We start from the raw sequence: 25,322 nt of genomic DNA on the forward strand, positions 1-25,322 counted from the left end.
TTGCCAATCTCGATCGCCCATTGGCGAACAGGCAGGCGGACACGGGATCGTGATTTATCTTGGGAATACAAGGCGAAGGGGCCTGCCAGCCCCATTTTTCCGGCTTCCGCAGCTGAACTGTTTGTTTTGCGCTGCGATCGCTCATATTGCGACGCACAACGAGATGGTCGATGGCGTATTTTATTCGCGACTCGAAAAAATATCGGACAGGCCGCCTGCTCAGGGTTGCGTCATCCCTGCAATTGCCTTATCCAAAATCTGTAACGTTTCAGATTCTGGGAGGAACCGAAATGCGATACAGGATTTTGACCGCTGCTCTGGCAGCATCGGCCGCGCTGCAGTTTGCCGTCCCGGCCAGGGCCGCGGACCTGGAAGTCATCCACTGGTGGACGTCGAAAGGCGAGTCGGCAGCGGTCTCGCAGTTCGCAAAGGCCTTCGACAATGACGGCCATGGCGACAAGTGGGTGGACAGCGCGATTGCTCTGGGCGAAACCGCCCGCTCGACCGTCATGCAGCGCGTGCTCGGCGGCGATCCGCCCGGTGCGGCCCAGTTCAATCCCGGTCGGCAGTACGAGGAACTGATTTCGGGCGGCAAGCTGCTCGACCTCACCGACATCGCGACCGCCGGCAAGTGGGATCAGGTCATTCGACCGAAGGCGATCGGCAGCGCCTGCCTCGTTGACGGCCACTGGTGGTGCGTCCCGGTCAACATTCACTCGAACTATTGGGCCTGGTATTCCAAGCCGGTGTTCGAGAAAGCCGGTGTGCCGGAGCCGAAGAGCCTGGCTGATTTCATCGCGGCCGCGCCGAAGATCAAGGAGGCCGGCTTCATTCCCTTCGCAATCGGCGGCGACGGAAACGGCTGGCAGATCCAGTTGCTCTTCCAGGACATGGTCACCGAGGCTCTCGGTGTCGCCAAGCGTGACGAGATGTATACCAAGAAGAGCGCCGAAATCGCCGGCGGCCCCGAGATGAAAGGCGTCTTCACGCAGTTGAGGGCGCTGAAGCAGTACACCGACAATGGCTACGCCAACCGCAACTGGAACGACACCACCAATCTGGTGATCACCGGTAAGGCGGGACTTCAGGTGATGGGCGACTGGGCGCGCGGCGAATTCGCGGCCGCCGGCATGACCGGCGTCAAGGATTTCGGCTGCATGATCGGCCTGAACGAGGCCAAGCCGGTGGTCAGCACTGACGGCGATATCATTGTCTTCTTCAAGCAGAATAATCCGGATGTCGAGGCAGCGCAGAAGCGTCTTGCCGCACTGCTCATCAGCCCGGAGGTGCAGGTCGCCTTCAACAACGCCAAGGGGTCGATGCCGGTGCGTGGCGATGTCGACATGTCGACGGCCGATCCGTGCATGCAGAAGTCGCTGAAAGCGGTGGAAGACCCGGCCAACATCGTCACCGCGACGAACCGGTTCATCACCGAGAACACCAACCAGCAGCTCAACGAACTCGTCGCGCAATTCTTCGCCGACGATACCATGACGGCTGACGACGCCACCGCGAAGTTCGCCACCATCATCGGCAATTCCGACTAGGAGCCGATCAGCATCCGAGGCGCCGCACTTGCGGCGGCGCCTCGGCCTAACTCGCTCGCCAAGCAAGAAGGCTTTGTCGGCGGGCTGACAATCGCCGGATCGGAAGCTGTGGCGGTTCGGAAGGCTGGCTTGCGCGCCGGCAGATGGCCAGCGTGTCGGTAGAAGCGGAGAAAAACGGACGATGCAGAGGAGTTGGAGGCAGAGATTTCACCTGCCCGCCGTCATCGGCACGATACCGATGATTCTCGTTGCCGTCGGCGTGTTCGTGATCGGTATCGGCTTCTCGGTGCTCTGGTCTTTCACCAGTTCGAAGCTCTTCCCAACCTACGATTTCGTCGGCCTGGCGCAGTACAGGCGCCTTCGGGCCGACAGCCGCTGGCTGGTCTCGGTCAACAACATCTGGTTCTTCGGCCTGATGTCGATCAGCTGCAACATGGTGTTCGGCTATCTGCTCGCCGTTTTCATGGACCAGCGCATCCGCCAGGAAGACCTGTTCCGCTCGATCTTCCTCTATCCCTTCGCCATGTCGCTGATCGTCACCGGCCTCGTCTGGCAATGGGTGCTCGACCCCAATCTCGGCCTGCAGGCGGCAATGCGCAATCTGGGCTGGTCGAGCTTCAGCTTCGCCCCTCTGGTTGATGCCAACACCGCGATCTACGCGCTGGTCGTGGCGGGCATCTGGCAGGGTTCGGGCGTGACGATGGCGATCCTGCTTGCCGGCTTGCGCGGCGTCGACGAGGAGATCTGGAAAGCGGCGAGGGTCGACGGCATCCCGACATGGCGCACGCATCTGTCGATCGTCGCGCCGATGATGAAGGGCGCCTTCGCCACCGCCTTCGTTCTGCAATGTGTCGGCGTGGTGCGCGTCTATGATCTGGTCATTGCCATGACCGGCGGCGGCCCCGGCATCGCCACATCGATGCCGGCGGTCTACGTCATCCAGCTCATCACCGTCCGTCAGAATGTCGGCCAGGGCATGGCCGCGGCAACGATGATGCTGCTGCCGGTGCTGGTCGTTCTGGGTTTCAGCGGACTTGTCCTGTGGCGGCGAAATCGCCGGCAGGAGGCGCGCGTATGACCGCCGGCCAGATCACCGCAATTCAACCCGTCCAGGACGCGCCGGATCAGGCCGGCGTGGCGCCCTTCGGGCCGAAACCGCGGCGCGTATCGCCCGGCCGTATCGGGATCTACGTATTCCTGGTCATTGCTGCTCTCTTCTTCCTCATCCCGGTCTACATCATGATCGTCACATCGCTGAAGGGGATGCCGGAGATCAGGCTGGGACATCTTTTCAGCCTTCCGGCCGAGCCGACCTTTCAGCCCTGGGCCGACGCATGGCTCCATGCCTGCACCGGCCGCGACTGCAACGGCCTCAGCCCCGGCTTCTACAATTCGCTGAAGATCACCGTGCCGAGCGTGATCATCTCGATCATCTGCGCGTCGATCAACGGTTACGCGCTGACCTTCTGGCCATACAAGGGCGCCAATCTGCTGTTCGGCTTGCTCGTCTTCGGTGCCTTCGTGCCCTATCAGGTCGTGATCTATCCGCTGATCATCGGGCTGAGCTCCGTCGGGCTGTTTGCGACCCTTCCCGGCATCATCATCGTCCACACGATCTTCGGCATGCCCATCCTGACGCTGCTGTTCCGCAATTTCTACGCAGCCCTGCCGGTCGAGCTGTTCAAGGCGGCGCGGGTCGACGGTGCGGGGTTCTGGCGCATCTTCTTCTCCATCATGCTGCCGATGTCGGTGCCGATCACCGTCGTCGCCGTCATCCTGCAGGTCACCGGCATCTGGAACGATTTCCTGTTCGGCATCGTGTTTGCCGGCCGGTCCAACTGGCCGATGACGGTGCAGCTCAACAACATCGTCAACACCACGACCGGCGTGAGGGAATACAATGTCAACATGGCGGCCACCATTCTGACGGCGGCGGTACCTTTGATCATCTACTTCGTCTCCGGAAGATGGTTCGTGCGCGGCATCGCCGCCGGCGCGGTGAAAGGCTGATGGATATGACGCAAAACGGTACCAGCGTATCGATCCAGGACCTGTCGCTGAATTTCGGCGCGGTGTCGGTGCTGAAGACGCTCAATCTCGATGTCGCCGAAGGCGAATTCGTCGTGCTTTTGGGCCCCTCCGGCTGCGGCAAGTCGACCTTGCTCAACTGCATTGCCGGCCTGCTCGACGTTTCCGAGGGCCGCATCTTCATCAAGGGCAAGAACGTCACCTGGGAAGAGCCCAAGGATCGCGGCATCGGCATGGTGTTCCAGTCCTATGCGCTCTATCCGCAAATGACGGTGGAGAAGAACCTGTCCTTCGGCCTGCGGGTCGCGGGCCTGCCCAAGGAAGAAATCGCCAAACGCATCGCGCGCGCCGCGGAGATTCTGCAGATCGAGCCGCTGCTGCAACGCAAGCCCTCGGCGCTTTCCGGCGGCCAGCGCCAGCGCGTGGCGATCGGGCGGGCCCTGGTGCGCGATGTCGACGTCTTCCTGTTCGATGAACCGCTGTCCAACCTCGATGCCAAATTGCGCTCGGAGCTGCGCGTCGAGATCAAGTTGCTGCATCGCAGACTGCAGAACACCATGATCTACGTCACCCACGACCAGATCGAGGCGATGACGCTCGCCGACCGCATCGCGGTGATGAAGGGCGGCGTGATCCAGCAGCTCGACGCGCCGCAGACCATCTACAACCGCCCGGTCAACCGTTTCGTCGCCGGCTTCCTTGGTTCGCCGGCGATGAATTTCATCGACGGCAGGCTGGAGAAGGACAAGGGCGACTGGCACTTCGTCGTCGAGGATGTGCGCATCCCGCTCGCGACCTACGCCTTCGAGAAGGAGCCGGTGCCGGGGCCGGCCGTGTTCGGCATGCGGCCCGAGCATGTCGCCTTCAACAGCGGCACCGGCTGGCCGTTTACGGCTGACGCAAATGTCGAAGTCGTCGAGCCGATGGGCTCCGACACGCTGGTCTGGCTGAAGCTCGGCAAGCAGAATTTCACCGTCCGGGTGACATCGGAGCGCACGCCAAGCAATGCTGATGCGGTGAGCATCGGTTTCGACCCGATGCGGGCCTCGCTGTTCGATGCCGAAACCGGCAACCGCCTTTAATTTTCCCCCAGGATCCGTCCCCCCAAGAGATCCATCCCCCAAGAGACCCACCCACAAGCAGAACGGACAAAGACGATGAACTGGTCATTCCAACTTTACAGCGCCCGCAACTTCCAGCCCTGGGAAGGCGTGCTCGCCACACTCGGCAAGCTCGGCTACACGCAAGTCGAAGGCTTCGGCGGCGTTTATGAAAATCCCAAAGCTTTCCGCGCCGAACTCGATAAGAACGGCCTTTCCATGCCGACCGGGCATTTCTCCATCGATGCGCTGGAAAAGGATTTCGACGGCGTGCGCAGGACAGCCGAAGCGCTCGGCATCAAGCTTTTGATCTGCCCCTATCTGATGGCCGAGGACAGGCCGTCCGATGCCGCCGGCTGGCGCGGCTTCGGCGAACGCCTGGCCAAGGTCGGCGACGTCGCCTCGAAGGCGGGCTATGGCTTTGCCTGGCACAACCATGATTTCGAGTTCAAGGCACTCGCCGACGGCTCGGTGCCGCAGGATCACATCCTGTCTGCCGCCCCCGCTATCGGCTGGGAGATGGACCTTGCCTGGGTGGTGCGTGGCGGCGCCGATCCGCTGCCCTGGATCGAAAAGCATGGCAAGCGCATCGTCGCCGTGCATGTGAAGGACATTGCTAGGCCGGGCGAAGGACTGGACGAGGATGGCTGGTCGGATGTCGGCCATGGCACGATCGACTGGGCGGGCCTGATCAAACTGTTGCGGGCCAAGAGCGCGGCAAAGTACTTTGTCATGGAACAGGACAACCCCAACGACATCGAGCGCTTCGCCCGCCGCTCGCTCGCATCCGTCAAGGCTTACTAGGAACAATCATCATGGCAAAGAAACTGGGTATTGGCGTCATCGGCTGCGGCAACATCTCGAAGGCGTATTTCTCACTGGCGCCGCTGTTTCGCGGCATCGAGATGCGCGCCTGCGCCGACATCAACATGGACGCGGCCAGGGCGCGGGCGAAGGAGTTCAAGCTGCGCGCCGAGACTGTCGAGGACCTGCTCAAGGCCAATGACATCGACATCATCGTCAATCTGACGATACCGGCCGTGCATTACGAGGTGTCGAAACGGGTGCTCGACGCCGGCAAGCACGTCTATTCGGAAAAGCCTTTCGTGCTGTCGCTCAAGGAGGGCCAGGACCTCAAGGCGCGGGCCGAGAAGCAGGGGCTGCGCATCGGCTCGGCGCCCGACACCTTCCTCGGTGGCGCGCACCAGCTGGTGCGTGAGCTGATCGACGAGGGCAAGCTTGGCAAGATCACCAGCGGCACCTGCCATGTCATGGGCCACGGCATGGAGCACTGGCACCCCAATCCGGATTTCTTCTTCCAGCCGGGCGCCGGACCGGTGCTCGATATCGGGCCGTACTACATCACCAATCTCATCCAGTTGATCGGGCCGGTGAAGCAGGTGGCGGCTTTCGCGACAACCCCTGCCAAGGAGCGGACGATTTCATCGAAACCGCGCGCGGGCGAAAAAATCCCGGTCAACACGCCGACCACCATCCATGGGTTGCTGGAGTTCGAGAACGGCGCCGTGGTGACGCTCAACACCAGCTGGGATGTCTGGGCTCACGGCCACGCACCGATGGAACTCTATGGCGAGGCGGGCACGGTGTTCGTGCCGGATCCGAATTTCTTCGGCGGCGACGTGCGCTTCACCGAAGAGGGCAAGCCGGTCAAGAAACTGCCGAAATGGAAGCATCCGCTTGGCGTGCCCAATGAGATGCACGGCCAAGGCATGATGGCCAATTACCGCACATCAGGCCTCGCCGACATGGCGCTGGCGATCGTCGAGGGGCGGCCGCACCGCTGTTCGATGGAACTGGCGCTGCATGCCGTCGATGTCATGACCGGCATCCTGCGTTCCGGCGAGACGGGAAAATTCGTCGCCATGCAGACCACTTGCGAGCGGCCGGCCGCACTCGGCGTCAAGGCAGCCAAGGAGTTGCTGGCCAAGAAAAAGTAGACCTGGCGATTATCGATAATTTTCAAATCTCCCTCTCCCCGTTTCGCCGGGGAGGGGGTAAGGAGAGGGCGAGCATCGATTCAATCGTTCCTTCCGGCGATCCCCGCGCCGCCTCATCCCTAAGGATTTCCCATGCCCTACATCGCCGCCGAAAACCGCTACGAGAAAATGATCTACAATCGGTGCGGGCGCTCCGGCCTCAAGCTGCCGGCGATCTCGCTCGGGCTGTGGCACAATTTCGGCAATGACACGCCGCACAAGACCAAGCAGGCGATCGCCCGCAAGGCGTTCGATCTCGGCATCACCCACTTCGACCTCGCCAACAATTACGGACCGCCGCCCGGCTCGGCCGAGACCGCTTTCGGCGAAATCCTGCGCACCGATTTTTCTGCCTATCGCGATGAGCTGATTATATCGACCAAGGCTGGCTACGAGATGTGGGCGGGACCCTATGGCGAATGGGGCGGGCGCAAATACATGCTGGCCAGCCTCGACCAAAGCCTGAAGCGGATGGGGCTCGACTATGTCGACATCTTCTACTCGCACCGCTTCGATCCCGACACGCCGCTGGAAGAAACGATGGGCGCGCTCGACCATGCGGTGCGCTCGGGCAAGGCGCTCTATGCCGGCATCTCGTCCTACAATTCGCAGCGCACCCGCGAAGCCGCCGATATATTGAAGCAGCTCGGCACGCCCTGCGTCATCCACCAGCCGAGCTATTCGATGCTGAACCGCTGGGTCGAGGAAGACGGCCTGCTCGACACGCTGGAAGGGCTCGGCGTCGGCTCGATCGTGTTCTCGCCGCTGGCGCAAGGCATGCTGACCGACAAATATCTCGGCGGCATCCCCGAGGGCAGCCGCGCCTCGCAGGGCAAGTCGCTGAAGTCGGCCTTCATCAACGACCGCACCATCGCCAACATCAAGGCGCTCAACGCCATTGCCGGCAAGCGTGGCCAGACGCTGGCGCAGATGGCGCTGGCCTGGGTGCTGCGCAAGGGCAAGGTGACGTCGGCGCTGATCGGCGCCAGCCGGCCCGAGCAGGTCGAGGACTGCGTCGGTGCCCTGAAGGTGCTCGACTTCAGCGATGCCGAATTGGCCGAGATCGACAGCTACGCGCGCGAATCCGACATCAATCTGTGGGCGGCCTCCGCCGAGCGCAAAGGCCCGCCGAGGAAATAGGGTTGTCCGACAAGCCGGCAACAAACGGCGGGGGTCTCTCTCGCCGTTTGTTGCCAAATGGCGCTGGGGAGTGGAGCGTACCCACTGGCGGGTCGTGGCCAGCCGTTGATTTCCTCAGATGGCCCGTTCCATGAGGATGGAGGGCAACATCGGCCCAGGGCCAATGCGCAGTTCGATCCGCCTCACCGTTCTAAAACCCAAAGCGGCATAGAACCCCTCCGCGTTGAGGCTGGCCTGGCATTCGAAACGACGCACGCTGGACGACCGGCCATCTTCCGCGCAACGTCGGTACAATTCGCGTCCGATCCCCCGACGCAGCCACTCGGGATGTGTGGCGAAATGCCTGATATGCGCGAGGGCGGGCGTGTCACCTCGGAGCTTCCTGGCAGTTCCCGGGACCAACCGCCGCAGCCGACGGCAAGGTCATCGTCATTTGCCGCGAGATAGTAGGTGCCGGAAGAAAGCAGTGCCGGGTTCGCGCGTGTGATCAAAGGCAGCGCGCCTTCGAGAACGGCCTGATCGTAGGCGGTGCGCATCGAGCCGGGGTAGGAAGCGAGCAGCAACTCGCTTACCCCGGCTTCGTCCTGCGGTGTGGCGCGCCTGACGGTGAAGGTGGCAGACACGCGCTTTTCCCGGGAGCGCGCCGGCGTCAGGGCGTTTTGGGCTTCTGGGCGGTGCCAAGCCCGGCTTTCGGCTTTTCCGGCGCCGGAGCAGGGGTCTTCATCTTCGCCTCGATCCAGCCGCCGTAATTGGCCAGCCGCGTGTAGATGCCATAGGCGTCCTTGTGGCCGCAGGCCGCACTGCCGTCGGCCGGGCCTTCGCCCCAACTGACGACGCCGACCTGGACCGGGCCGCCGGCGCCGGTCATGAACAGCGGGCCGCCGCTGTCGCCGTTGCAGGCGTCTCGCACGCCGCTGGTGGTGCCGGCGCAGATCATGTTGCCGGTCAGCGGGTCGGTCATGTCGGCGGCAATCGCGTTGGCGGCGGCATCGATGCCCTTTTCCGAATAGCGCATGCGGTGGGACAGATCGCCAAGCGCCGCCTTCAGATCATGCGCATAGATGGCCTTGATGCCGCTGTTGCAGGCGCTGTTCGGCTGCAGATCGAGGTCGGCGACCATCAGCGTCGTCGGGAATGTCCCGTCCTGCATCTTGCCCCAGCCGGTGACGGTGGTCTTGCCGGTGTCGGGGGTCGCGTCATGGGTGAGCTTGATGGTCGGCGCATCGGCCGGCTCGGCAAGCCGGAGCAGGCCAAGGTCGTTGTCGAGCGTCTGTTCGCTGTAGCCCTCGTTGACGATGACCTGCAGCACCTTGTGGCGCTTGCCTTCGCTGAGGTCGGTGGCGCCGGTCAGCACGGTGACCGCATCAGGCGAGATCGGCTTGCCCTTGTCGTTGAGGCAGTGCGCCGCCGTCAGCACCCATTGCGGCGCGATCAGGCTGCCGCCGCAGAATTGCGCATTGGCCTGCGAGGCCGGGTTCTCGTCCAGCCTGGCGGTGGTGAGCAGCGCGACCTGGAAAGGATAGGCGCCCTTTTCGGCCTGGTTGCCGCCATAGACCCGGTCGGCGCCGTCGGGGTTCTCCGCCGCTGCCTTGGCCCTGGCCTCGGTCACCCGCTGCATCGGCGAGACCGCCGCTTCGGGCCTTGCGGTGTTTTCATCCGCCCGGCCGGTGTTGATTGAAGTAACGGCAGCGGCAATGCCAAGCAGCGATGCGGCAACGATTGGCCCGAACCGATTTGTGATGTGCACCTGAACCTCCTGAGACAATTCTCCCGCGCGGATCGACGCCGGGCATTGTGCAACGAGGTGCTGCCAGTTCGGCGATCCGCACGCGTGCCGTATCGAAACGGCGCGCGATCGGTCACAAAACCGAATCCCACTTTTGCTAACCGTGCCCGCGAGCAGAACCCGCACAAAATCCTATAGCCCCCCACGGGCTACGTGGAAGCGATTTGTCATTGCCAATCTAGGATTATTTTAGGCAGTATGTCGCGATAGGGTCTTTTGGCGGGGGCTTAGATTGACCGTGGCAAACAACGATCCGGTACGTGCGCCGATTGCCTTAACCATTTTTTCGGTACCACCACGATCTCGACAATATTTCTGTATTTTGATCCAGTCCTTGCTGACTTTTGGGAGAGTCTCACCATGACAAAACTGACAAACGCACTCATTGCGTCTGCATTGCTTTCCACCGCAATGTGGACGGTCCCGGTCTTCGCCGCCGACCCTGGTTCCGCCAGTGCCGGTAATGGCGAAAGCATGCGGGACGTTACTTCAGGCGACTTCAAGGCCGGTCGGGCAAAACCGATCACGACACCGAAACTTACCGATGAAGACAGCCGCGCCGCGCCGCTTACCGACGAGAAGACGGCTGTCAAATCCTATGGCATCGTCGGACGGTCCGCCGATGGCAAGGAGATCAAGATCGAGCCGAGCGAAGCTCTGCGCGAGCTCATCATCAAGGAACTGAACGCGCCGGCCAATGGAGCTGAAGGTGGCCCGCGCAAGACCGAAGACCCCGGGCTTGGCGAAGGCGAAGCCGGCCGCCAGGTTTTCGGCCCCGACGATCGCGAGCAGGTCAAGAACACCAAGACCTATCCGTTCTCGGCAATCGGCTATCTCGAAGCCAAATCGGCAAAGACGGGCAGCTATGGCAGCTGTTCGGCGACGCTGATCGGCCCGCGCACCGTGCTTACCGCGGCGCACTGCCTCTACAGTCACGAGGACAAGGACTGGCTCTCCGAATACCTGTTCGTGCCGGGCCTCAACGGCAGCACCGCCGACGACGCACCGTTCGGCGCCTTCACCTATGAGAGCGCCTATGTGCTGCAGGGCTTCATCGACAACTACCAGGGCTATTACGGTTCGGTGATCCCGTGGGACCTCGGCATCATCACACTGAAGCAGGATGTCGGCACCAATCTCGGCTGGCTGGGTTACGCCAACTATGACGATCTCGGCGACTTCACCGCCAACCTCGTCGGCTATCCCGGCGACAAGCCGATGGGCACGATGTGGAAGGCAAGCTGCGAAGTGCATGCCGAGAACATCGCTCCGGAATATTTCCAGTACGACTGCGATACGTTCCCGGGGTCGAGCGGCAGCTCGGTCTATGCCTATGACACCAAGTCCAAGCAGCGCATCATCACCGGCGTCAACGTGGCGGAAAGCCCCGAAGCGAACACCGCCGTGCGCCTGAACGCCGCCAACGTCCAGTGGATCAACAGCCTGTACAAATAAAACGCGTACGCGCGGTTACAAAAAGGCGGCGGAGCAATCCCGCCGCCTTTTTTCGTGCCGATCCTTCCGCACGGCTTCTCTTGCACCAGGCAGGCACCCCGACTACGCTTGCCTAGCCAAGGGGGCGAGGCATCCAAGGGGCTCAAGGGATGGCGCGGGCAAGGGCAGTGTTCGGGGTCGCGGCCGTATCGATGCTGGCCACGCTGATGCTTTCGGCGGCTTTCGCCGATCCCGCCCCTGTCGGCGGCGCCTGGGCGGAGCGCGTGCAGATCCTCTACCAGGCCGACACACGCTCCGTGCTGCGCAGGACCGTCCGCGTTTGGGATTTCCATCCGGAAGAGAACCTCGACTTCGTCTGGGAACCGGCGGCGGGCCAGTCGCCTGACAAGACGATCGCCGAGGATGGTACCATCAACGGCAAGGGCAGGCTGGTGTGGCGGGTGCGTGGCTCGGCGAGCTATGACCCGAAGACCGTCTATTCCAGCTATTTCGGCGATGTCAGGAACGGCCGGCCCGATGGGCAAGGCCGGCTCGAACTGCGCTCAGGCGAGGTTTTCGACGGCCATTGGCTTTCGGGAGAACTCGACGGAAAAGGTATTCATATCGATGCCGACGGCAATCGCTATGAAGGCCAATTCGTTGACGGCATCCCGAATGGCGAGGGCCGTTTGTTGTCGAAGACAGGCGAGATCTTTGCCGGCTCTTTTGTCGACGGGCTGAAGAACGGCAAAGGCCAGACCCGGCTTGCTGGCGGTACGGTCTATGAATCGCAATGGGTGATGGGCAAGGAAGTCGGCGGTTCGCGCCCGGACGTTCTGGCCGATGCCAGGGTCGGTGGCCTGCTCAAAGCTCAGGCCGGCGGTGGCGATGCCGACAAGGTCGAGATCGGCGTCATCGTGGACCAGCGCATGACGCAGCAGGCCCAGACACAATACCAGCATCTGGTGCGGGATGAGGACATCGCGATCTATCCCGCGGATAATCTTTACAATGACGCCTGGAACGGCACCGGAACGGTCAACACCACCAATGTCTATGACGGTCCGGATTGGGAGGACACGCCGGCCTTTGCCGAGGTCGACCTGAAGACGACAGACGAGTCCAGGGTCAAGCTCGACAGTCTGGAAATGAAGGTCGCGGCAAGCGATGCCTACCGCAAGCCGATGCTGTCGATCTCGGAACATTTCGGCTGCATCGGCTTCCGGCCGGACTTCTCGATCGTCAACAATGGCTGGGGCGACGCCAAGGACATGAAGATGTCTATCCAGTTCACCACGGTGAACGAGGAGGGCAATCCGACCGGCCAGCCAAGCCGCATGTTCACCAAGGACATAGGCGGTTTCGGCGACGGCGTCGACGTGTCGATCAAGAGCGTGCTCGACGAGGCCGGCGTCGATACGGCGAGCCTGGAAACGGGGCGTTTTCCCTGTCCCTCGGTCGACAGTCTCAATGTCTGCCGCAGCCAGCTCACCAACAAGATCAAGTTCGGCGAGGTTGGCGACTATCTCGGCAATTTCAACCAGGCGATGACGCTGAATGCGATCGGCAAGTTGGACTATTCCTGGGCCGACGATCAGGGCAATGTCTACCAGCAGAGCGAGCCCTTCCGCGCCCAGATGACCATGGCGGTCTTCGAGACCCCTGAATCGATGGCCGAATGCGGCGATGGCGGCGGTGGCAGCCCGGAAGCGATGCGCTATCAGAACATCGAATTCCCGATCGGCAAGCAGAACTACACGATCGCCATGCCGGTGCGCGGCAACAAGAATGTCAGCGCCTACACGGCGCGGCTGAAAATGTGGTCGGCGATGTCGTCGATCCACAGTTTCAGCATCGCCGCGCATTTTGCCGACGGCAGCGTGCGCGAGAGCAAGCCGGTGACCTTCTTCTATTTCCGGCCGAAGCAGTCGCTGTTCGAGACCAAGACCGAGCCGGCGGCGTGCTATCTGCCCCGCCAGATGGCCGGCTGCGGCTAAGGTGTATTGATATTCAGGTGAGGCCGGTCTGCAAACGGCCGATACCTGCGCTTCCCCGTTCTACTGCGTCGCAGTAGAACTGAGCTCACGTACGAAAAGTACGCTCCGCTCCGGTTCTCGGCATCAGCCGTTTTGGCCTGACCTGAATCTCAACACACCTTCACGTCGAAAAACGGCAGTCGCCTATTTGCGTCCCATCTCGAAATAGTTGGGCAGCGGAATGAGGCGGGTGAAGATCGTGCCCTGGGCGAAGACGCGCAGTTCCAGCATCGATCCCGGACGAGCGCTCTGCGCTCTGGTCGAACAGGAAATTGCCGAGCGAATAGACCTCCGCCACATCGCCGCCGGCAAGCGGGACGATCGCCTCGCTCGATACATGCGGATGGCCGCCGACAATGACTGAAGCGCCACGCAACCGCATCTGATCGGCAAGCATGTCTTCGCGCGCCGACGGTTCGGTCTTGTATTCGCGGCCCCAGTGGACGAAGGCGACGACCGGCCGTTCGGCATTTTCGTGCAGCAGCCTGTCAAGCAAGGCAGGGGTCAACAGGTCGGTGTTCTTCGAACCGTTGGTGTCGATGTCGGTCAGGCCGACAAGGTCGAGATCGGCAAGCGCCAGCGTCTCGCCCTGGCCGAAATGCGGGATGCCGGCCTCGTCCAGGGCGCGCAGCGTCTCGGCATAGCCGGACGGGCCGAGATCATAGGCGTGATTGTTGGCGAGGCTGACGCCGGCGACATGCAGCCGCTTCAGCATGCTGGCAGCGAGGTCTTCCGGCATGGCCAGCGTCATGTCGTCGATCGCTTCCGGCACGTTGGGCAGGATGACGCCTTCGAGATTGACGATGAGCGGCCGCGATCCGGTCAGCGCCAGGACGCTGTCGACGATCTTGTCGGCAACGCCGTCACGGACCAGGATCTTCTTCATGGCGCGGCCGAAATTCACGTCGCCAGCGAGATAGTAGATCCTGTCCTTTGGCCGCGCGGGGTTGTTGAAGCCGGGGCCAAAGGCGCCGAACAACGCCACCACGTAGCTGGTGGTGCGCTCGACATAGTCGGACGTGTGTTCCTGCGAGTTCTCGTTGGCGATCACCAGCGGCTGGGCGCCGAACAGTTCGCGCTGCAGCCTGGTCTGGATGTAGAGCGCGCCGACGGAATCGGCATGATCTGGCTGGCGAAGTGCCGCTATGCCGTCGAGCGATCCGGCGGCCAGCATGTTCAGCGTCTGCTGGTCGAAACGCCTGGCGTCATGCTGCGGCAGATAGTGCGAGAAGTCAGTGGATTCGACGATCAACGTGTCCTGGTCGACGAGGGGTTTCAGCGCCTCGGCCAGCCTGTCCCAGTCGCCGCGCTTCGCCTTCACCGACATTGCCACCGGCACGATCTTCGCCTCCGGGAAATAGTGGTGCAGGAACGGCAGCATGGCGCGCACGCCATGCTCCTTGTCGAACAGGCAGGACTCTTCGACCATGTCGCCATGCGCTTCCAGAAGGCGCACGGCTTCGGTGTCGGCCGCGACCGGGCCAAGCACGGTGTCGAAGCCGCGCACAGTGGTGGCGTAGAGCTTGTGCGTCTTGTGGAAATGGTCCGGCGACAGGATGACGATGCGCTTGTAGCGGAAGCCGGAGGCTGCCCGGAAGCCGAGCGCCACCAGTTCGGCGGCTAAAAGATGATGCGGCACGGTGATGCCGGTCAGCCGCTGGTTGGAGGGCTGGATAGTGGCGACGCTGGCGATGGCGTCCTTGAACAGCGTGGCGTCGTCGTAGAAGGGTGGGGAAGTTTTCGCTACCGGGTGGGCAGACGATCGGGGCGGCCTGTGCCGTGCCGCCGAGAACCAGAGAGAAGATGATGACCGTCAGCAGGCGGGTTATCACGGCTCGGCCAACACGATGTTCTCCACGCCGCCGACATAATAGAACGGCTTCTGCTTCGACGCGGTCAGCCGCACCACTTCGCGCGAGATGAAATCGGCGAGCCCGAACAGCGTCACGCCGCCGTCGGATGTCCGCGCCTTGCCGCGCAGGCCTTCGAGGATCGAATAGGTGAAGACGCCGTGGCCGAGCTCCGGCAATTCGGCGGCGGTGTTGTTGGCCGCGGTGGCGGAGAACACGACGATGCGCGCGTCCCGCGCATCCTTTTCCAGGCGCGGGTTGAAGGCATTGGCGGCGTGGCAGGTGTCGAGCAGCATGAAGCGCATGCCCTTGGCCCGTTCGACCGATTTCTGGATATCACCCCAATCGACAAGTGACGAACGCTTCCAGCGGTCGGCATCCTGTTTGCGGCCATCGGTCGGGATGAAATAGTAGTCCTCGTCGATGTTGATGCCATGGCCGGCGACGAAAATGATGGTGGTGTCGTGTTCGCCAGGCTTGTCGAGGAAATCGGCGAGCTGGTCGTCGATCGTGTGCGAGTCCGGCTCCATGATGTTGTCGGCGCTGGCGACCGTGTAGGTCTGCTGGGCCTTGTCGGGGCTTTCGTCGAGCGCCTCGCGGTTGACCAGAACCAGCGTCTCCATCGATGAGAACAAAGGCGCCGATTTCTGTGCGACCACTTTGAGGAATTCGGTGGCGTCGTCGACGGGGTAGCGCAAATCGCAGGCATGGCCGGAACAGGCGTCGGTCAGGAACGGATATTTGTCGACGCCGATGACGGCGACATAGAGCTTGCCCCTGGCCTCGGCCTTCTCGGTCCTCCTCGCCAGCGCCGTCACGCTGCGCTCGGTCAGATAGCCATATTCGTTGATGCCGGTGATGCGGATGGTGTTTTGGCCATCCTCGACCGGCACCTCGACTGTTGTCTTGCTGCCGTCGGCCGAACGTGTGGCGATGTCGCCGACATTGCGGCTGTTCGACAGGATCGAAAAACCGGCGACATCGGCGCCCGCCTCCTTGGCGCCTGTGATCTCAACGGCGACATAACCGTCGCGGACCTTGCTCTGGTCGTCGGCAAGGCGGATGCCGAACTCCGGCGGCTTGCGTTGCAACAGCTTCTGCAGCTCATTGTCGACGCCGGGCCGCATCTCCTTGACCGCCTGCTTGGCACTGCGCAGGATGATCGCCCTGCGCACCATTTCCGGGCTCCAGAGATATTTCTTCAGCTGGCCGGCGCGGATGAAGCGGCCTTCATGGTCGCGGCCCTGGTTGACGTGCCAGCCGATCAGCTTGTCGCCCTCGTCAGAGGAATAGTAGTAGCCCTGCGGCATCCAGGCGATCCATTGCGACCCGGCAAAGAACATCGACACGATCAGCTCGTGCGTCTTCAGGTTCCACAGCCTCAGCGTCTGGTCGGCACTGCCGGTGACCAGAAGGCCGGCTTTCTCTGAGGCGACCATGGCGTTGATTTCGCCGGTATGGCCGGTGAATTCGCCGGCAATCCTGGCGGTCGCGGCCTTGTATTCGAGCAGCGTGCCGTCATTGCCGCCGGTGATCAGCCCAAGCCCGTTGTCGATCAGCGTGAAGGCGGAATGGACAAAGCCGTTGGTGGCGTCGTTCTCGATCGAGCGCACCACCTTGCCGCCATTGGCGATCTCCAGCACCGCGTTTTCCAGCGCGTCCTTGCCGCCGGCTGTGGCATGCAGCGACCACTCGCCGTCGCTCAGCGCGGCGCGGGCAAGGAGCCCGGCTCCGTCAACGGCTGCGGATTCTCGAAGAACCGTTCGGTGGTGGGCAGTTCCAGCCTTTTGTCCAATGCGCCCAACTGCTCCGGGCAAGCGACGCGCTCGGGGCAGGGGTTGGCATTGCCCCAGGCGATGATGCCGTTTACCGCATCGATGCCGATGGCGGTTACAGGCTCTCCCACCCCTTGCAGCAAGGCCTTGCGTTCGCCGGTCGCCGGATCCCAGACCTGGATAGCGTTGCGGGTGCCGCCGGCGGTCGCCACCAGCGAGCCGTCGGCATTGGCGGCGCCGGCATAGACCGTGCCGTCATGGCCGCCGTAGTCGAGCAGCTTCTCGCCGCTGTCGGTGTTCCAGACGACAGAGCGATGCTTGTCGGCGCAGCGATAGCCGCAGGAGGCGACCAGAAGCGATCCCTTGGCGAAGGTTAGCGAGCCGATGAGAAAGTCCTGCTTCGGCATGGCACGCACCAGCGTGCCGTCGGCGGCGCGCCAGAGCTGGACCTGGCCGTCCTTGCTGCCGGTGGCGAACAGGCTACCGTCCTGCGAGGCCGCCAGCGCCATGACGCTGATGTCCCGCAATGGCTCGGCATCAGCCGGCAAGGCGATCTCCTCGCCCTTGGTGACGTCCCACAGCCGGATGCCGTTGTCGGTCGTCGTTGCCGCCAACCGGGTTCCTCCCGCGGCGAAGGCCAGCTTGTCGATGTGCCAGGAATCGGCATCGAACTTCTTGTCCAGCGTCCAGCCTGACGTGGCCTTGTCGTCCTGTTTCCAGAGATAGACGACGCCATCAGCACCGCCGGCAGCCAGCGCCTTGCCATCGGGAGAGAAAGCGAGGTCATAGGTCGCGTAGTCGGCGGCCTTGAGCACGGCCTTCATCTTGCCGGTGGCGAAGTCGAACAGTCTGATGTCGCCATAGGGCGGCTTGTCGCCGAGGCCAGCGCCGAAATAGCCGCCGGCGGCGATCGTCTTGCCGTCCGGCGAGACCGCGACCGTGAAGATCTTGCCGTCGTTGCCATTGCCGAGATAGCCGCGGATGGTGCGCAGCGTCACACCGCTTTGCCAGTCCCAGATGCGGATGGTCTTGTCGTCGGATGCCGAGACCAGATCCTCGCCATCAGGTGTGAAGGCGAGGTCGGCGATCCGTGCGGTATGGCCGCCAGTGTCGAGGTCGAGATGGAAATCCGGGCGTCCTCGGCACGGACGGCCGAGGCCGTGACCAAAGCTCCAGCCATGGCCAGCCACCTGCAGGCACGCATGAGGCGGACGCTGACCCGGGCGTTTTCCATCGCTATTTGGCGTCGGCCGCCGGTTGCCCGTTGCGCACATAGGCTTCAATCGCCGTGGCGAAAGTCGGCGAACCACCCTTGCGCTGCTTGTCGACATAGCCGGCAAAATAACTCCAGAACGAGACGGCGTAGTCGCGGAAATAGGCATCGGTCACCTTGCGCGAACACAGGTTGCCGTCGACGCAGAAGGACAGGCGGTTGAGGAAATAGACGATGCGGTCGAAATTCTCGTTGAAGTCGGCGAGCGGCATGTCGCCACCGGAGGCGGTCATCGCCTCGATGCCGATGCGCTGACGGAACACCTGTTCCTCGGTCGGCGAGGGATTGGCGCTGAGCAGATTGTCGTATTTGGCATTGAGTGCCGCGAGACGGTCTTTCAATGCCCGCTGCGCCTGCTGGTAGTCCTTGGTTTCCCAGAGCTCGACCAGCGACATGGTCTGCTCGACGCGCTTCTGCTCCTGGTTGGCCAGGAACTGATAGACCGAGAATGCCAGTGTGAAGATGATGGCGAAACGCACCAGCAAGCCCGACCAGGCATAGACCAGCATGCGCCAATCGCGATCGGTGAAGGGATTGCTCTCCTTCTTGATCTCATGGCTGCTTGGCCAGGGAAAGCCTTCGGTGGTTTCCGGCAGTGTCTGCTTCGCCGCCGGCGCCTTGGCGGGCGCTGCCACCTCTGCCTGCTTTGTCGTGCCCCCGGCTTCTTCATTTGCAGTTGTCCAGTTGGATGGTGGCGGAGGGATCAAGCACGATGCCCGGCGTCTCCAGCTGCTTCTTCAGGCACTGCAGTTGCGGGCGCGAAACCATGAACTGCACGTCCGGTTCCGCAGGCGCCTTTGTCGGTGATGGCAATGCCTCGACGATGCCGCGCGAGGCACAGCTTGAGAGATCGACCACGACAGCGTTGCTGTTGCTTTTGGCGATCTGGTCGTACTGATCAAGAAAACAGGTCGCCAGTTCCGAGTTGGTGACGATCTGCTTGACGCACAGGCCGCAAGCGTCCTCTGCCGAAGCGCTGGCGATCAGCAACAGGCTGCCGGCCAAGCCGACCACCGCCCCGCGCCAGGAAAATACGGAATTCTGCACAATCGATCCTATCTGCTTTTGTCCGGCCATCATGCGCCATGGCTGCGGCCGGGAATGTTCTCATATCGCGCCAATCGCGCAAGGGCCGGCGATACCGGGCCGTGCTGTCCGGCGCCCGAACTCAGGCGCGCGGCACCGTCTCCATCGGGAAGATCATCACCGCGCCCTTCGGGCCGCTCTTGTCGGCAAGCCGCATCACCGAACGGGTCGGCGGCGCCGCGCCGATATCGGCGAGCATGTCGGAGAAGCTGGCGGGGCCGAGCCCGCGCGTCATCGACGCGACGCCGTCCTGCGCCAGGAAGCTCAGATCCTCCTTCTCGCTCTCCGGCGGCGCCTCGGTCAGCACCGCGATCATCCGCTCCATGCCGAAGCTGGTGTCGGTGAAGGCGAGCAACCCTTCCTCCAGCGTGGCTTGCGGGGCGAGACGCTCGGCAACAATGTGGGTGATCGAATAGTCGCTGCCGACATAGAGCACGTTGATGTCGACCAGCTGGTCCGAGCTGTTCTTGGCCAGCACATGCACCTCGTCCCCCGGCGAGACGCGCGGCACAGCGGAAGCCTGCAACGGTTCAAGCCCATCCTTGTCGCGGCGCTTGACCTGGAACTGGACGTCGACATCCTCGGGCTTGTAGTCGGAGGCCGCCGCCAGCCGCGACAGCCCGGTGGCGCGGAAGATGGTGCGCAAATTCCTGGTCGTGGCGTCGACCAGCTTCTGGCGGTCGTCCGGATGGATGATGATCAGCGGCGGCTTGCTGCCGTCCTTCAGGGTCACGTCGCCCGATGCCGGCAGGAACCACAGCGCCGGCTTGTCGGAGGCGTCCCCAGCGGCGCCTGTAATCGCATTCTCACGCATCACCGCGAAGCGCAGCTCGGCGCTCTTGCCGGGATCGACCAGCTCGATGTTGAAGCCGGTCTCCTTGGCCGCGGCCAGCTCGTCGAGAACCGAATTGACCAGCTCGGTTTCCTTCTCCAGTCCCTTGGTCGCGGCCGGCCGCGCGACGGCAAGTTTGTAATCGACGGCGATCTCCGCCACCCGTGCATAGGCGTTGGCGGGAATGTCGGTGAGCTTGAGTGCCGGCTTCTTTTCGAACTCGACCGGCTTGACGTGGCTCTCCAGGTTCTTGGCCGATTGCACTTCCAGATAGCCGACCGCGTCGGACAGCGACGACAGCGCCGACGGCAGGATGGCGAGCTTGCTGCCCGGCGTGAGGCGATGCAGCAGGCCGGCGCCGATCGTCGCCTCGCCGTCCTTGACGACGATGGGCCACTGCATGACGGCGTCGGTCTTGTCAGTGCCGAAGACGCGCGCGTCGAGTTCGCCCTCGAACAGCGGTGTCGGCCGGGTGCGGCTGTCGGCTGAATATTGCTGCAGCACAGCCTGACCAAGCTGGCGATAAGTGACGTTTGGATTCTCCGCCAGTTTCGACAGGATGGTGAAGGTGAACAGGCCGAAGCGCGGCGCATCCGTCGTGCCCTTGGGCAACGGCATCTCCGGCGTCGTCTCCACCGTCTGCGCGGCGTAGAAGGCGACCAGCTTGCCCTTGGTGATCGGCTCGCCGCCGGTCGGCGTCAGGTTGAAGGCCGGCTTGCGCGCGCCATTCTCGTCGAGGCCGCGCGAAGCGCCTGCGACCGTGTCCTCATAGGTCTTGATGGCGGCCGCCCTGGCAGCCTCGTCGCCGCCTACCAGGTCGGCGAACTCAACCTTGCGTTCCAGCTCGTCGTCGACCTCGACGGCGCGAGTCGCGGTGCCGGAATGGCAGCAGTCGAAGACGGCCCAGACGAAAGCGCCCTTGTTGCGGATGGCGTCGAGCGCATCGCCGATCTCATTGTCGACCAGCGCGTTCGGCACGCCGGCGTCGCGGTTTATCCATTTCTCGATGTCGACCGGCAGGAAAATCTCGTCGAGCCCGTCGGTCTCGTCGCCCTTGACCCTTTCAGGCTGCTGGGCGCCATGGCCGGACAGATGCAGATAGACGAAATCGTCACGCTGAACCTTGGCCGCCAGGTCAGCGAGCGCCGCCTTTATCGCCGCATGGGTCGGCAAGCCATTGGCTCCGGGCACGTCCTTGGCAAGCAGCGTGACGTTTTCGGGTGCAAACCGCACCGGGTCGGGCACGTTCTTCAGCAGATACTCGTGCACCAGGCCGGCATCGTTCTTCGGCCCGATCAACCAGTTCCTCTGCGGCAGGGCAGGATATTCAGTGCAGGCGACCAGCAGCGCATGATATGTGCGCGATGCCGCCAGTGCCCGGAACGATACCGTACCGGTCGCCATCAGCGCGGACGTGCCGACAAGCAGCGTCCGGCGTGTCAATTTGATCATATCGCTTCCCCAAGCCCGGTCGAATTTCCCAAGCGAAACCACCCTCGTCGAGGATTTTGTCAGTATTTTGAATGTCGCTGCGCCATCAACCCTATCATCGTCAAATGTGCCGGCACGTCATCGATCGGCCCGGGACAACAACAGAAGAGTAGCAAAGACGACGGTTCGTCGCTATCTGATTGGGACCAGGCGGTTTGCACGGGCAAACAGCCCGGGGACGGCGCAGGACAAGTTGGAACAGAACCATGGCGGCAAGGGATGTGCTGACGAAAAACCAGGTGTGCGTGCTCGAGAAACTCGAGGCCGCCAGCGGGCCGCTCAGCGCCTACACCTTGCTTGACCAGCTGCGCGAGCGCGGTTTTCGCGCGCCGCTGCAAGTCTATCGGGCGCTCGACACGCTGGTGAAGTCCGGCTTCGTGCACCGGCTGGAAAGCATCAATTCCTTCGTTGCCTGCGCCGAACCGCACGACCACAGCCATTCAATGACCGCCTTCGCCATCTGCGACACTTGCGGGCAGGTGACGGAGATGTCCGATCACGACGTCGACCACCGGCTGAACGAATGGGTCAGTTCGACCGGCTTCGCCGCCAAGAAGGCGGTGATCGAATTTCGCGGCGTATGTGCAAAGTGCCGGGCTGAGGCTGCCTAAGCCTTCGCTTCGTCATACCAGGGCGAAGCAAGGAGCGAAGCGACGCGCGCAGACCCTGGTATCCATTCCGTGACATGGACGTGTTGCAGCGATGCAGAACTCAAGTTCTGCTCCGCCGCGATTTTCGAGTGAGGTCCCGGCATGGATCCTCGGGTCAAGCCCGAGGATGACGAAGTTGGCGCTAATGCGCCTCATCCCAGTTGTTCGCGGCACGCGCGTCGACGTGCAGCGGCACCGACATCGATACGGCCGGCATCGCGGCGTTCTCCATGACATGGCGCACGACGGGGATCGTCGCCTCGACTTCGGCCTCGATCGTTTCGAAGATCAGTTCGTCATGCACCTGCAGGAGCATGCGGGCCGATAGTTTCGCCTTGTCCAGCGCTTCCTCCATGCGCACCATGGCGCGGCGGATGATGTCGGCGGCGGTGCCTTGCAGGCGGGCATTGATCGAGGCGCGCTCGTTGAACGCGCGCAGCGACGGGTTGGACGACCTGATATCAGGATAGTGGATGCGGCGGCCGAAGATGGTTTCGACGAAGCCGTGCTCGCGGGCATAGGCCTTGGTTTCCTCGATATAGTCGCGGATGCCGGGGAAGCGCTCGAAGTATTTCTTGATGTAGTTGCTGGCTTCCTCGCGCGGGATCGACAGCTGGTTGGCGAGACCGAAGGCCGAGATGCCGTAGATGATGCCGAAATTGATCGCCTTGGCGCGGCGGCGGATCTCGGAAGGCATGCCTTCGACGGGCACGTTGAACATTTCCGACGCGGTGATGGCGTGGATGTCGGCGCCGTCGGCGAAGGCCTGCCGCAATTGCGGGATTTCGGCGACATGGGCAAGCACACGCAGTTCGATCTGGCTGTAGTCGGCCGAAACCAGCCGGTTGCCCTTGTCGGCGATGAAGGCGGTCCTGATCTTGCGGCCTTCGGCGGTGCGCACCGGAATGTTCTGCAGGTTCGGGTCGGAGGACGACAGCCGGCCTGTCGTCGTCGCGGCGAGCGCATAGGAGGTGTGGACGCGTTTGGTATCCGGATGGATGAAGCCGGGCAGCGCATCGGTATAGGTCGACTTCAGCTTGGTCAGCTGGCGCCAGTCGACGATCTTGCGCGGCAGTTCGTGGCCCTCGGCGGCGAGGTCTTCCAGCAGCTGCGCCGAGGTCGACCATTGGCCGGTCTTGGTCTTGGAACCGCCGGGCAGGCCCATGCGACCGAACAAGATGTCGCCGAGCTGCTTGGGCGAGCCGATGTTGATGCGCTCGCCGATGAGCTGGTAGATTTCCTCTTCCAGGCGGGCAGCGCCCTGCGCCAGTTCACCCGACAGCCTGGACAGGATCTGCCGGTCGACCGAAATGCCGCGCTGTTCCATGCGCGCCAGCACCGGCACCAGCGGCCGTTCCAGCCGCTCATAGACCGAGACCAGCCCCTTGGCGGCAAGCCGTGGCTTCAGCACCAGCCAGAGCCGCAGCGTCACATCGGCGTCCTCGGCGGCGTGCGCCGTCGCCCTGTCGATGTCGACCTGGTCGAAACCGACCGAGCTCTTGCCGGAGCCGGTCACGTCCTTGAGCTGGAGCGGGGTGTGGCCAAGCCATTTCTCGGCCAGTGCGTCCATGCCATGACCGTGCGGGGTACCGGCATCGAGCACGTAGGAGATCAGCATGGTGTCGTCGAACGGCGCGACATCGATGCCGTAGCGGCTCATGATGACCAGATCGTATTTCAGGTTCTGCGCGATCTTGAGGACCGATCTGTCCTCGAGCAGCTGTTTCAGCACGGCCAGCGCCTCGCGAAGCGGGATCTGGTTTTCGAGCGTGCCGCCGCCGAGCAGGTCACCATTGCCGCTCTTGTGGGCGAAGGGAATGTAGGCAGCGCGGCCGGGCGCTGTGGCGATTGCCATGCCGATCAGTTCGGCCTGCATCGGATCACCCGACGTCGCCCTGACGTCGAAGGCGGTGATGCCAGCCTCGCGCGCCTCGGCGACCCAGGCTTTCAGCGTCGCGATATCGCGAATGCAGGGATAGGCCGCCGTGTCGATTTTGCCGGTGGCCGCACGCTCCAGCCGCAACGCTGAGAGCAGGGAAGGGGTGTCGCCTTGCTTTGCCACGTCCGTCGTGGCTGTCGTGGTTGCCGCGCCGTTGGCCTGGCCCGGCTCGGCACCGTTGCGGGCCACAACTGGCGCTCCGGCGCCGACATCAGGGCCGTGCGCGTTATCGGCGCGTTCGACCGTCACGGCGACGGCCTGGACGTCGCCGGCCTCGGTGCTGGTCGCTTCCGCCACGCGGCGGGTCAGCGAGGTGAATTCCATGGTCTTGAGGAAGCCGATCAGCTTCGGCCCGTCCGGCGCATGCAGGACGAAATCGTCCAGCCCGTCGGTCACCGGCACGTCGTTCTTCAGCGTCACCAGCTGGCGCGAGATCAGCGCTTTGTCGGTGTTGGCGATGATCGATTCGCGCCTTTTGTCCTGCTTGATCTCGCCGGCGCGGGCCAGCAGTCCGTCGAGGTCGCCAAACTGCTCCAGCAGTTGCGCCGCCGTCTTCGGCCCGATGCCGGGCACGCCGGGTACATTGTCGACGGAATCGCCGGTCAGCGCCTGCAGGTCGACCATCTTCTCCGGCGGCACGCCCCATTTCTCGATGACCTCGGGGATGCCGATCTGACGGTCCTTCATCGGGTCGTACATGCCGACCGTGTCGCCGACCAGCTGCATCAAGTCCTTGTCGGAGGAGATGATGGTGGTGTCGCCGCCGGCTTCGCGGGCCAGCCGGCAATAGGTGGCGATGAGATCGTCGGCCTCGAAGCCTTCCATCTCGATGCAGGGCAGGTTGAAGGCCTTGGTCGCCTGGCGGATCAGGCCGAATTGCGGGATCAGGTCCTCCGGCGGCGCCGAACGGTTGGCCTTGTATTCGGGGTAGAGCTCGTTGCGGAAGGTTTTCGAGGAATAATCGAAAATGACCGCGAAATGCGTCGGCACAATGCCTACATCGGTGTTGCGGGCATCCTGCATCAGCTTCCACAGCATGTTGCAGAAACCGGAAACGGCACCGACCGGAAGGCCATCGGATTTGCGGGTCAGCGGCGGCAGTGCGTGATAGGCCCGGAAGATGTAGCCGGAACCGTCGATGAGGAAGAGATGATCGCCTTTTTTCATGCCGGCAGGGATAGCGCGGCGCGATGGCTTGGTCCATGCCAAAGACACCGCCAGGTATCGGTTCCGGCAACACCCTGACAGATTGGGGTTCTATAAGCCCGCTCACGAGCACGTTACAAAAGTGTAACGTTGATGCCCTTGAATCGCCACGTTCGGAGACCCAAATACACGTTATCGGCAGTTTTCGCCGA

General features: G+C 62.9%; 19 protein-coding genes. 10 read left to right on the forward strand and 9 right to left on the reverse strand.

What is annotated here, in order from left to right; genetic code table 11:
- The first annotated feature begins 290 nt into the window (after positions 1-290).
- The 7 genes from AC0V8S_RS09895 (at position 291) to mgrA (ending at position 7,812) form a co-directional block, all read left to right on the forward strand.
- Positions 291-1,547, forward strand: a complete 1,257-nt coding sequence (locus AC0V8S_RS09895) for an ABC transporter substrate-binding protein (protein ID WP_475437565.1) — start codon at positions 291-293, stop codon at positions 1,545-1,547.
- Positions 1,548-1,728: 181 nt separating this feature from the next.
- Positions 1,729-2,625 (forward strand): carbohydrate ABC transporter permease, encoded by an 897-nt coding sequence (locus AC0V8S_RS09900; protein ID WP_475437566.1) that lies wholly within the window; start codon positions 1,729-1,731, stop codon positions 2,623-2,625.
- Positions 2,622-3,557, forward strand: coding sequence for a carbohydrate ABC transporter permease (locus AC0V8S_RS09905; RefSeq protein WP_475437567.1), 936 nt, complete (start codon positions 2,622-2,624; stop codon positions 3,555-3,557). The genes AC0V8S_RS09900 and AC0V8S_RS09905 overlap by 4 nt, the downstream gene beginning before the upstream one ends.
- On the forward strand, positions 3,557-4,657 hold the full coding sequence (locus tag AC0V8S_RS09910; RefSeq protein WP_475437568.1) for an ABC transporter ATP-binding protein: 1,101 nt from the start codon (positions 3,557-3,559) through the stop codon (positions 4,655-4,657). The genes AC0V8S_RS09905 and AC0V8S_RS09910 overlap by 1 nt, the downstream gene beginning before the upstream one ends.
- Positions 4,658-4,732: 75 nt before the next feature.
- Positions 4,733-5,479, forward strand: a complete 747-nt coding sequence (locus AC0V8S_RS09915; RefSeq protein WP_475437569.1) for a sugar phosphate isomerase/epimerase family protein — start codon at positions 4,733-4,735, stop codon at positions 5,477-5,479.
- A gap of 11 nt (positions 5,480-5,490) precedes the next feature.
- Entirely contained in the window at positions 5,491-6,633 is a 1,143-nt protein-coding gene (locus AC0V8S_RS09920; protein WP_475437570.1) for a Gfo/Idh/MocA family protein, read from the forward strand.
- A gap of 132 nt (positions 6,634-6,765) precedes the next feature.
- Positions 6,766-7,812: an L-glyceraldehyde 3-phosphate reductase gene (gene mgrA, locus AC0V8S_RS09925; RefSeq protein WP_475437571.1), complete on the forward strand. Its 1,047-nt coding sequence runs from the start codon at positions 6,766-6,768 to the stop codon at positions 7,810-7,812.
- 114 nt (positions 7,813-7,926) lie between these two features.
- Here the strand turns inward: mgrA and AC0V8S_RS09930 are convergent, their stop codons facing one another.
- Together AC0V8S_RS09930 and AC0V8S_RS09935 are read right to left on the reverse strand one after the other, a co-directional pair.
- Positions 7,927-8,214, reverse strand: coding sequence for a GNAT family N-acetyltransferase (locus tag AC0V8S_RS09930; RefSeq protein WP_475437572.1), 288 nt, complete (start codon positions 8,212-8,214; stop codon positions 7,927-7,929).
- Between the two features lie 247 nt (positions 8,215-8,461).
- Positions 8,462-9,559, reverse strand: a complete 1,098-nt coding sequence (locus tag AC0V8S_RS09935; RefSeq protein ID WP_475437573.1) for a S1 family serine peptidase — start codon at positions 9,557-9,559, stop codon at positions 8,462-8,464.
- A 399-nt stretch (positions 9,560-9,958) separates the two neighbouring features.
- Between AC0V8S_RS09935 and AC0V8S_RS09940 the strand changes: the two genes are divergently transcribed.
- Together AC0V8S_RS09940 and AC0V8S_RS09945 are read left to right on the forward strand one after the other, a co-directional pair.
- Positions 9,959-11,053 carry a trypsin-like serine peptidase gene (locus tag AC0V8S_RS09940; protein WP_183463207.1) on the forward strand — a complete coding sequence of 365 codons (1,095 nt, stop codon included), beginning with the start codon at positions 9,959-9,961 and terminating at the stop codon, positions 11,051-11,053.
- A gap of 149 nt (positions 11,054-11,202) precedes the next feature.
- A complete protein-coding gene (locus AC0V8S_RS09945; protein WP_475437574.1) occupies positions 11,203-13,029 on the forward strand; it encodes an MORN repeat-containing protein in 1,827 nt (608 codons plus the stop codon).
- Between the two features lie 160 nt (positions 13,030-13,189).
- Here the strand turns inward: AC0V8S_RS09945 and amrB are convergent, their stop codons facing one another.
- From amrB to AC0V8S_RS09975, 6 genes are all read right to left on the reverse strand, one after another.
- Positions 13,190-14,776, reverse strand: a complete 1,587-nt coding sequence (gene amrB / locus AC0V8S_RS09950) for an AmmeMemoRadiSam system protein B (protein ID WP_475438596.1) — start codon at positions 14,774-14,776, stop codon at positions 13,190-13,192.
- A gap of 120 nt (positions 14,777-14,896) precedes the next feature.
- A complete protein-coding gene (locus AC0V8S_RS09955; protein WP_475437575.1) occupies positions 14,897-16,735 on the reverse strand; it encodes a caspase family protein in 1,839 nt (612 codons plus the stop codon).
- Positions 16,621-17,883, reverse strand: coding sequence for a WD40 repeat domain-containing protein (locus tag AC0V8S_RS09960; protein ID WP_475437576.1), 1,263 nt, complete (start codon positions 17,881-17,883; stop codon positions 16,621-16,623). The genes AC0V8S_RS09955 and AC0V8S_RS09960 overlap by 115 nt, the downstream gene beginning before the upstream one ends.
- A gap of 46 nt (positions 17,884-17,929) precedes the next feature.
- Positions 17,930-18,601, reverse strand: coding sequence for a DUF4760 domain-containing protein (locus AC0V8S_RS09965; RefSeq protein WP_475437577.1), 672 nt, complete (start codon positions 18,599-18,601; stop codon positions 17,930-17,932).
- Positions 18,602-18,632: 31 nt separating this feature from the next.
- Positions 18,633-18,980 (reverse strand): hypothetical protein, encoded by a 348-nt coding sequence (locus tag AC0V8S_RS09970; protein WP_475438597.1) that lies wholly within the window; start codon positions 18,978-18,980, stop codon positions 18,633-18,635.
- Positions 18,981-19,134: 154 nt separating this feature from the next.
- Positions 19,135-21,336: a caspase family protein gene (locus tag AC0V8S_RS09975; RefSeq protein WP_475437578.1), complete on the reverse strand. Its 2,202-nt coding sequence runs from the start codon at positions 21,334-21,336 to the stop codon at positions 19,135-19,137.
- 245 nt (positions 21,337-21,581) lie between these two features.
- On the opposite strand from AC0V8S_RS09975, the gene AC0V8S_RS09980 reads away from it, so the two are divergent.
- The gene (locus tag AC0V8S_RS09980; RefSeq protein ID WP_095199553.1) at positions 21,582-21,986 is read left to right on the forward strand and encodes a Fur family transcriptional regulator; all 405 of its coding nucleotides are present in this window, start codon (positions 21,582-21,584) and stop codon (positions 21,984-21,986) included.
- A gap of 181 nt (positions 21,987-22,167) precedes the next feature.
- Here AC0V8S_RS09980 and polA read toward each other — a convergent pair whose 3' ends face one another.
- Positions 22,168-25,131 carry a DNA polymerase I gene (gene polA, locus AC0V8S_RS09985; RefSeq protein WP_475437579.1) on the reverse strand — a complete coding sequence of 988 codons (2,964 nt, stop codon included), beginning with the start codon at positions 25,129-25,131 and terminating at the stop codon, positions 22,168-22,170.
- Positions 25,132-25,322 lie beyond the last annotated feature (191 nt).

The organism is Mesorhizobium oxytropidicola (assembly GCF_056174625.1).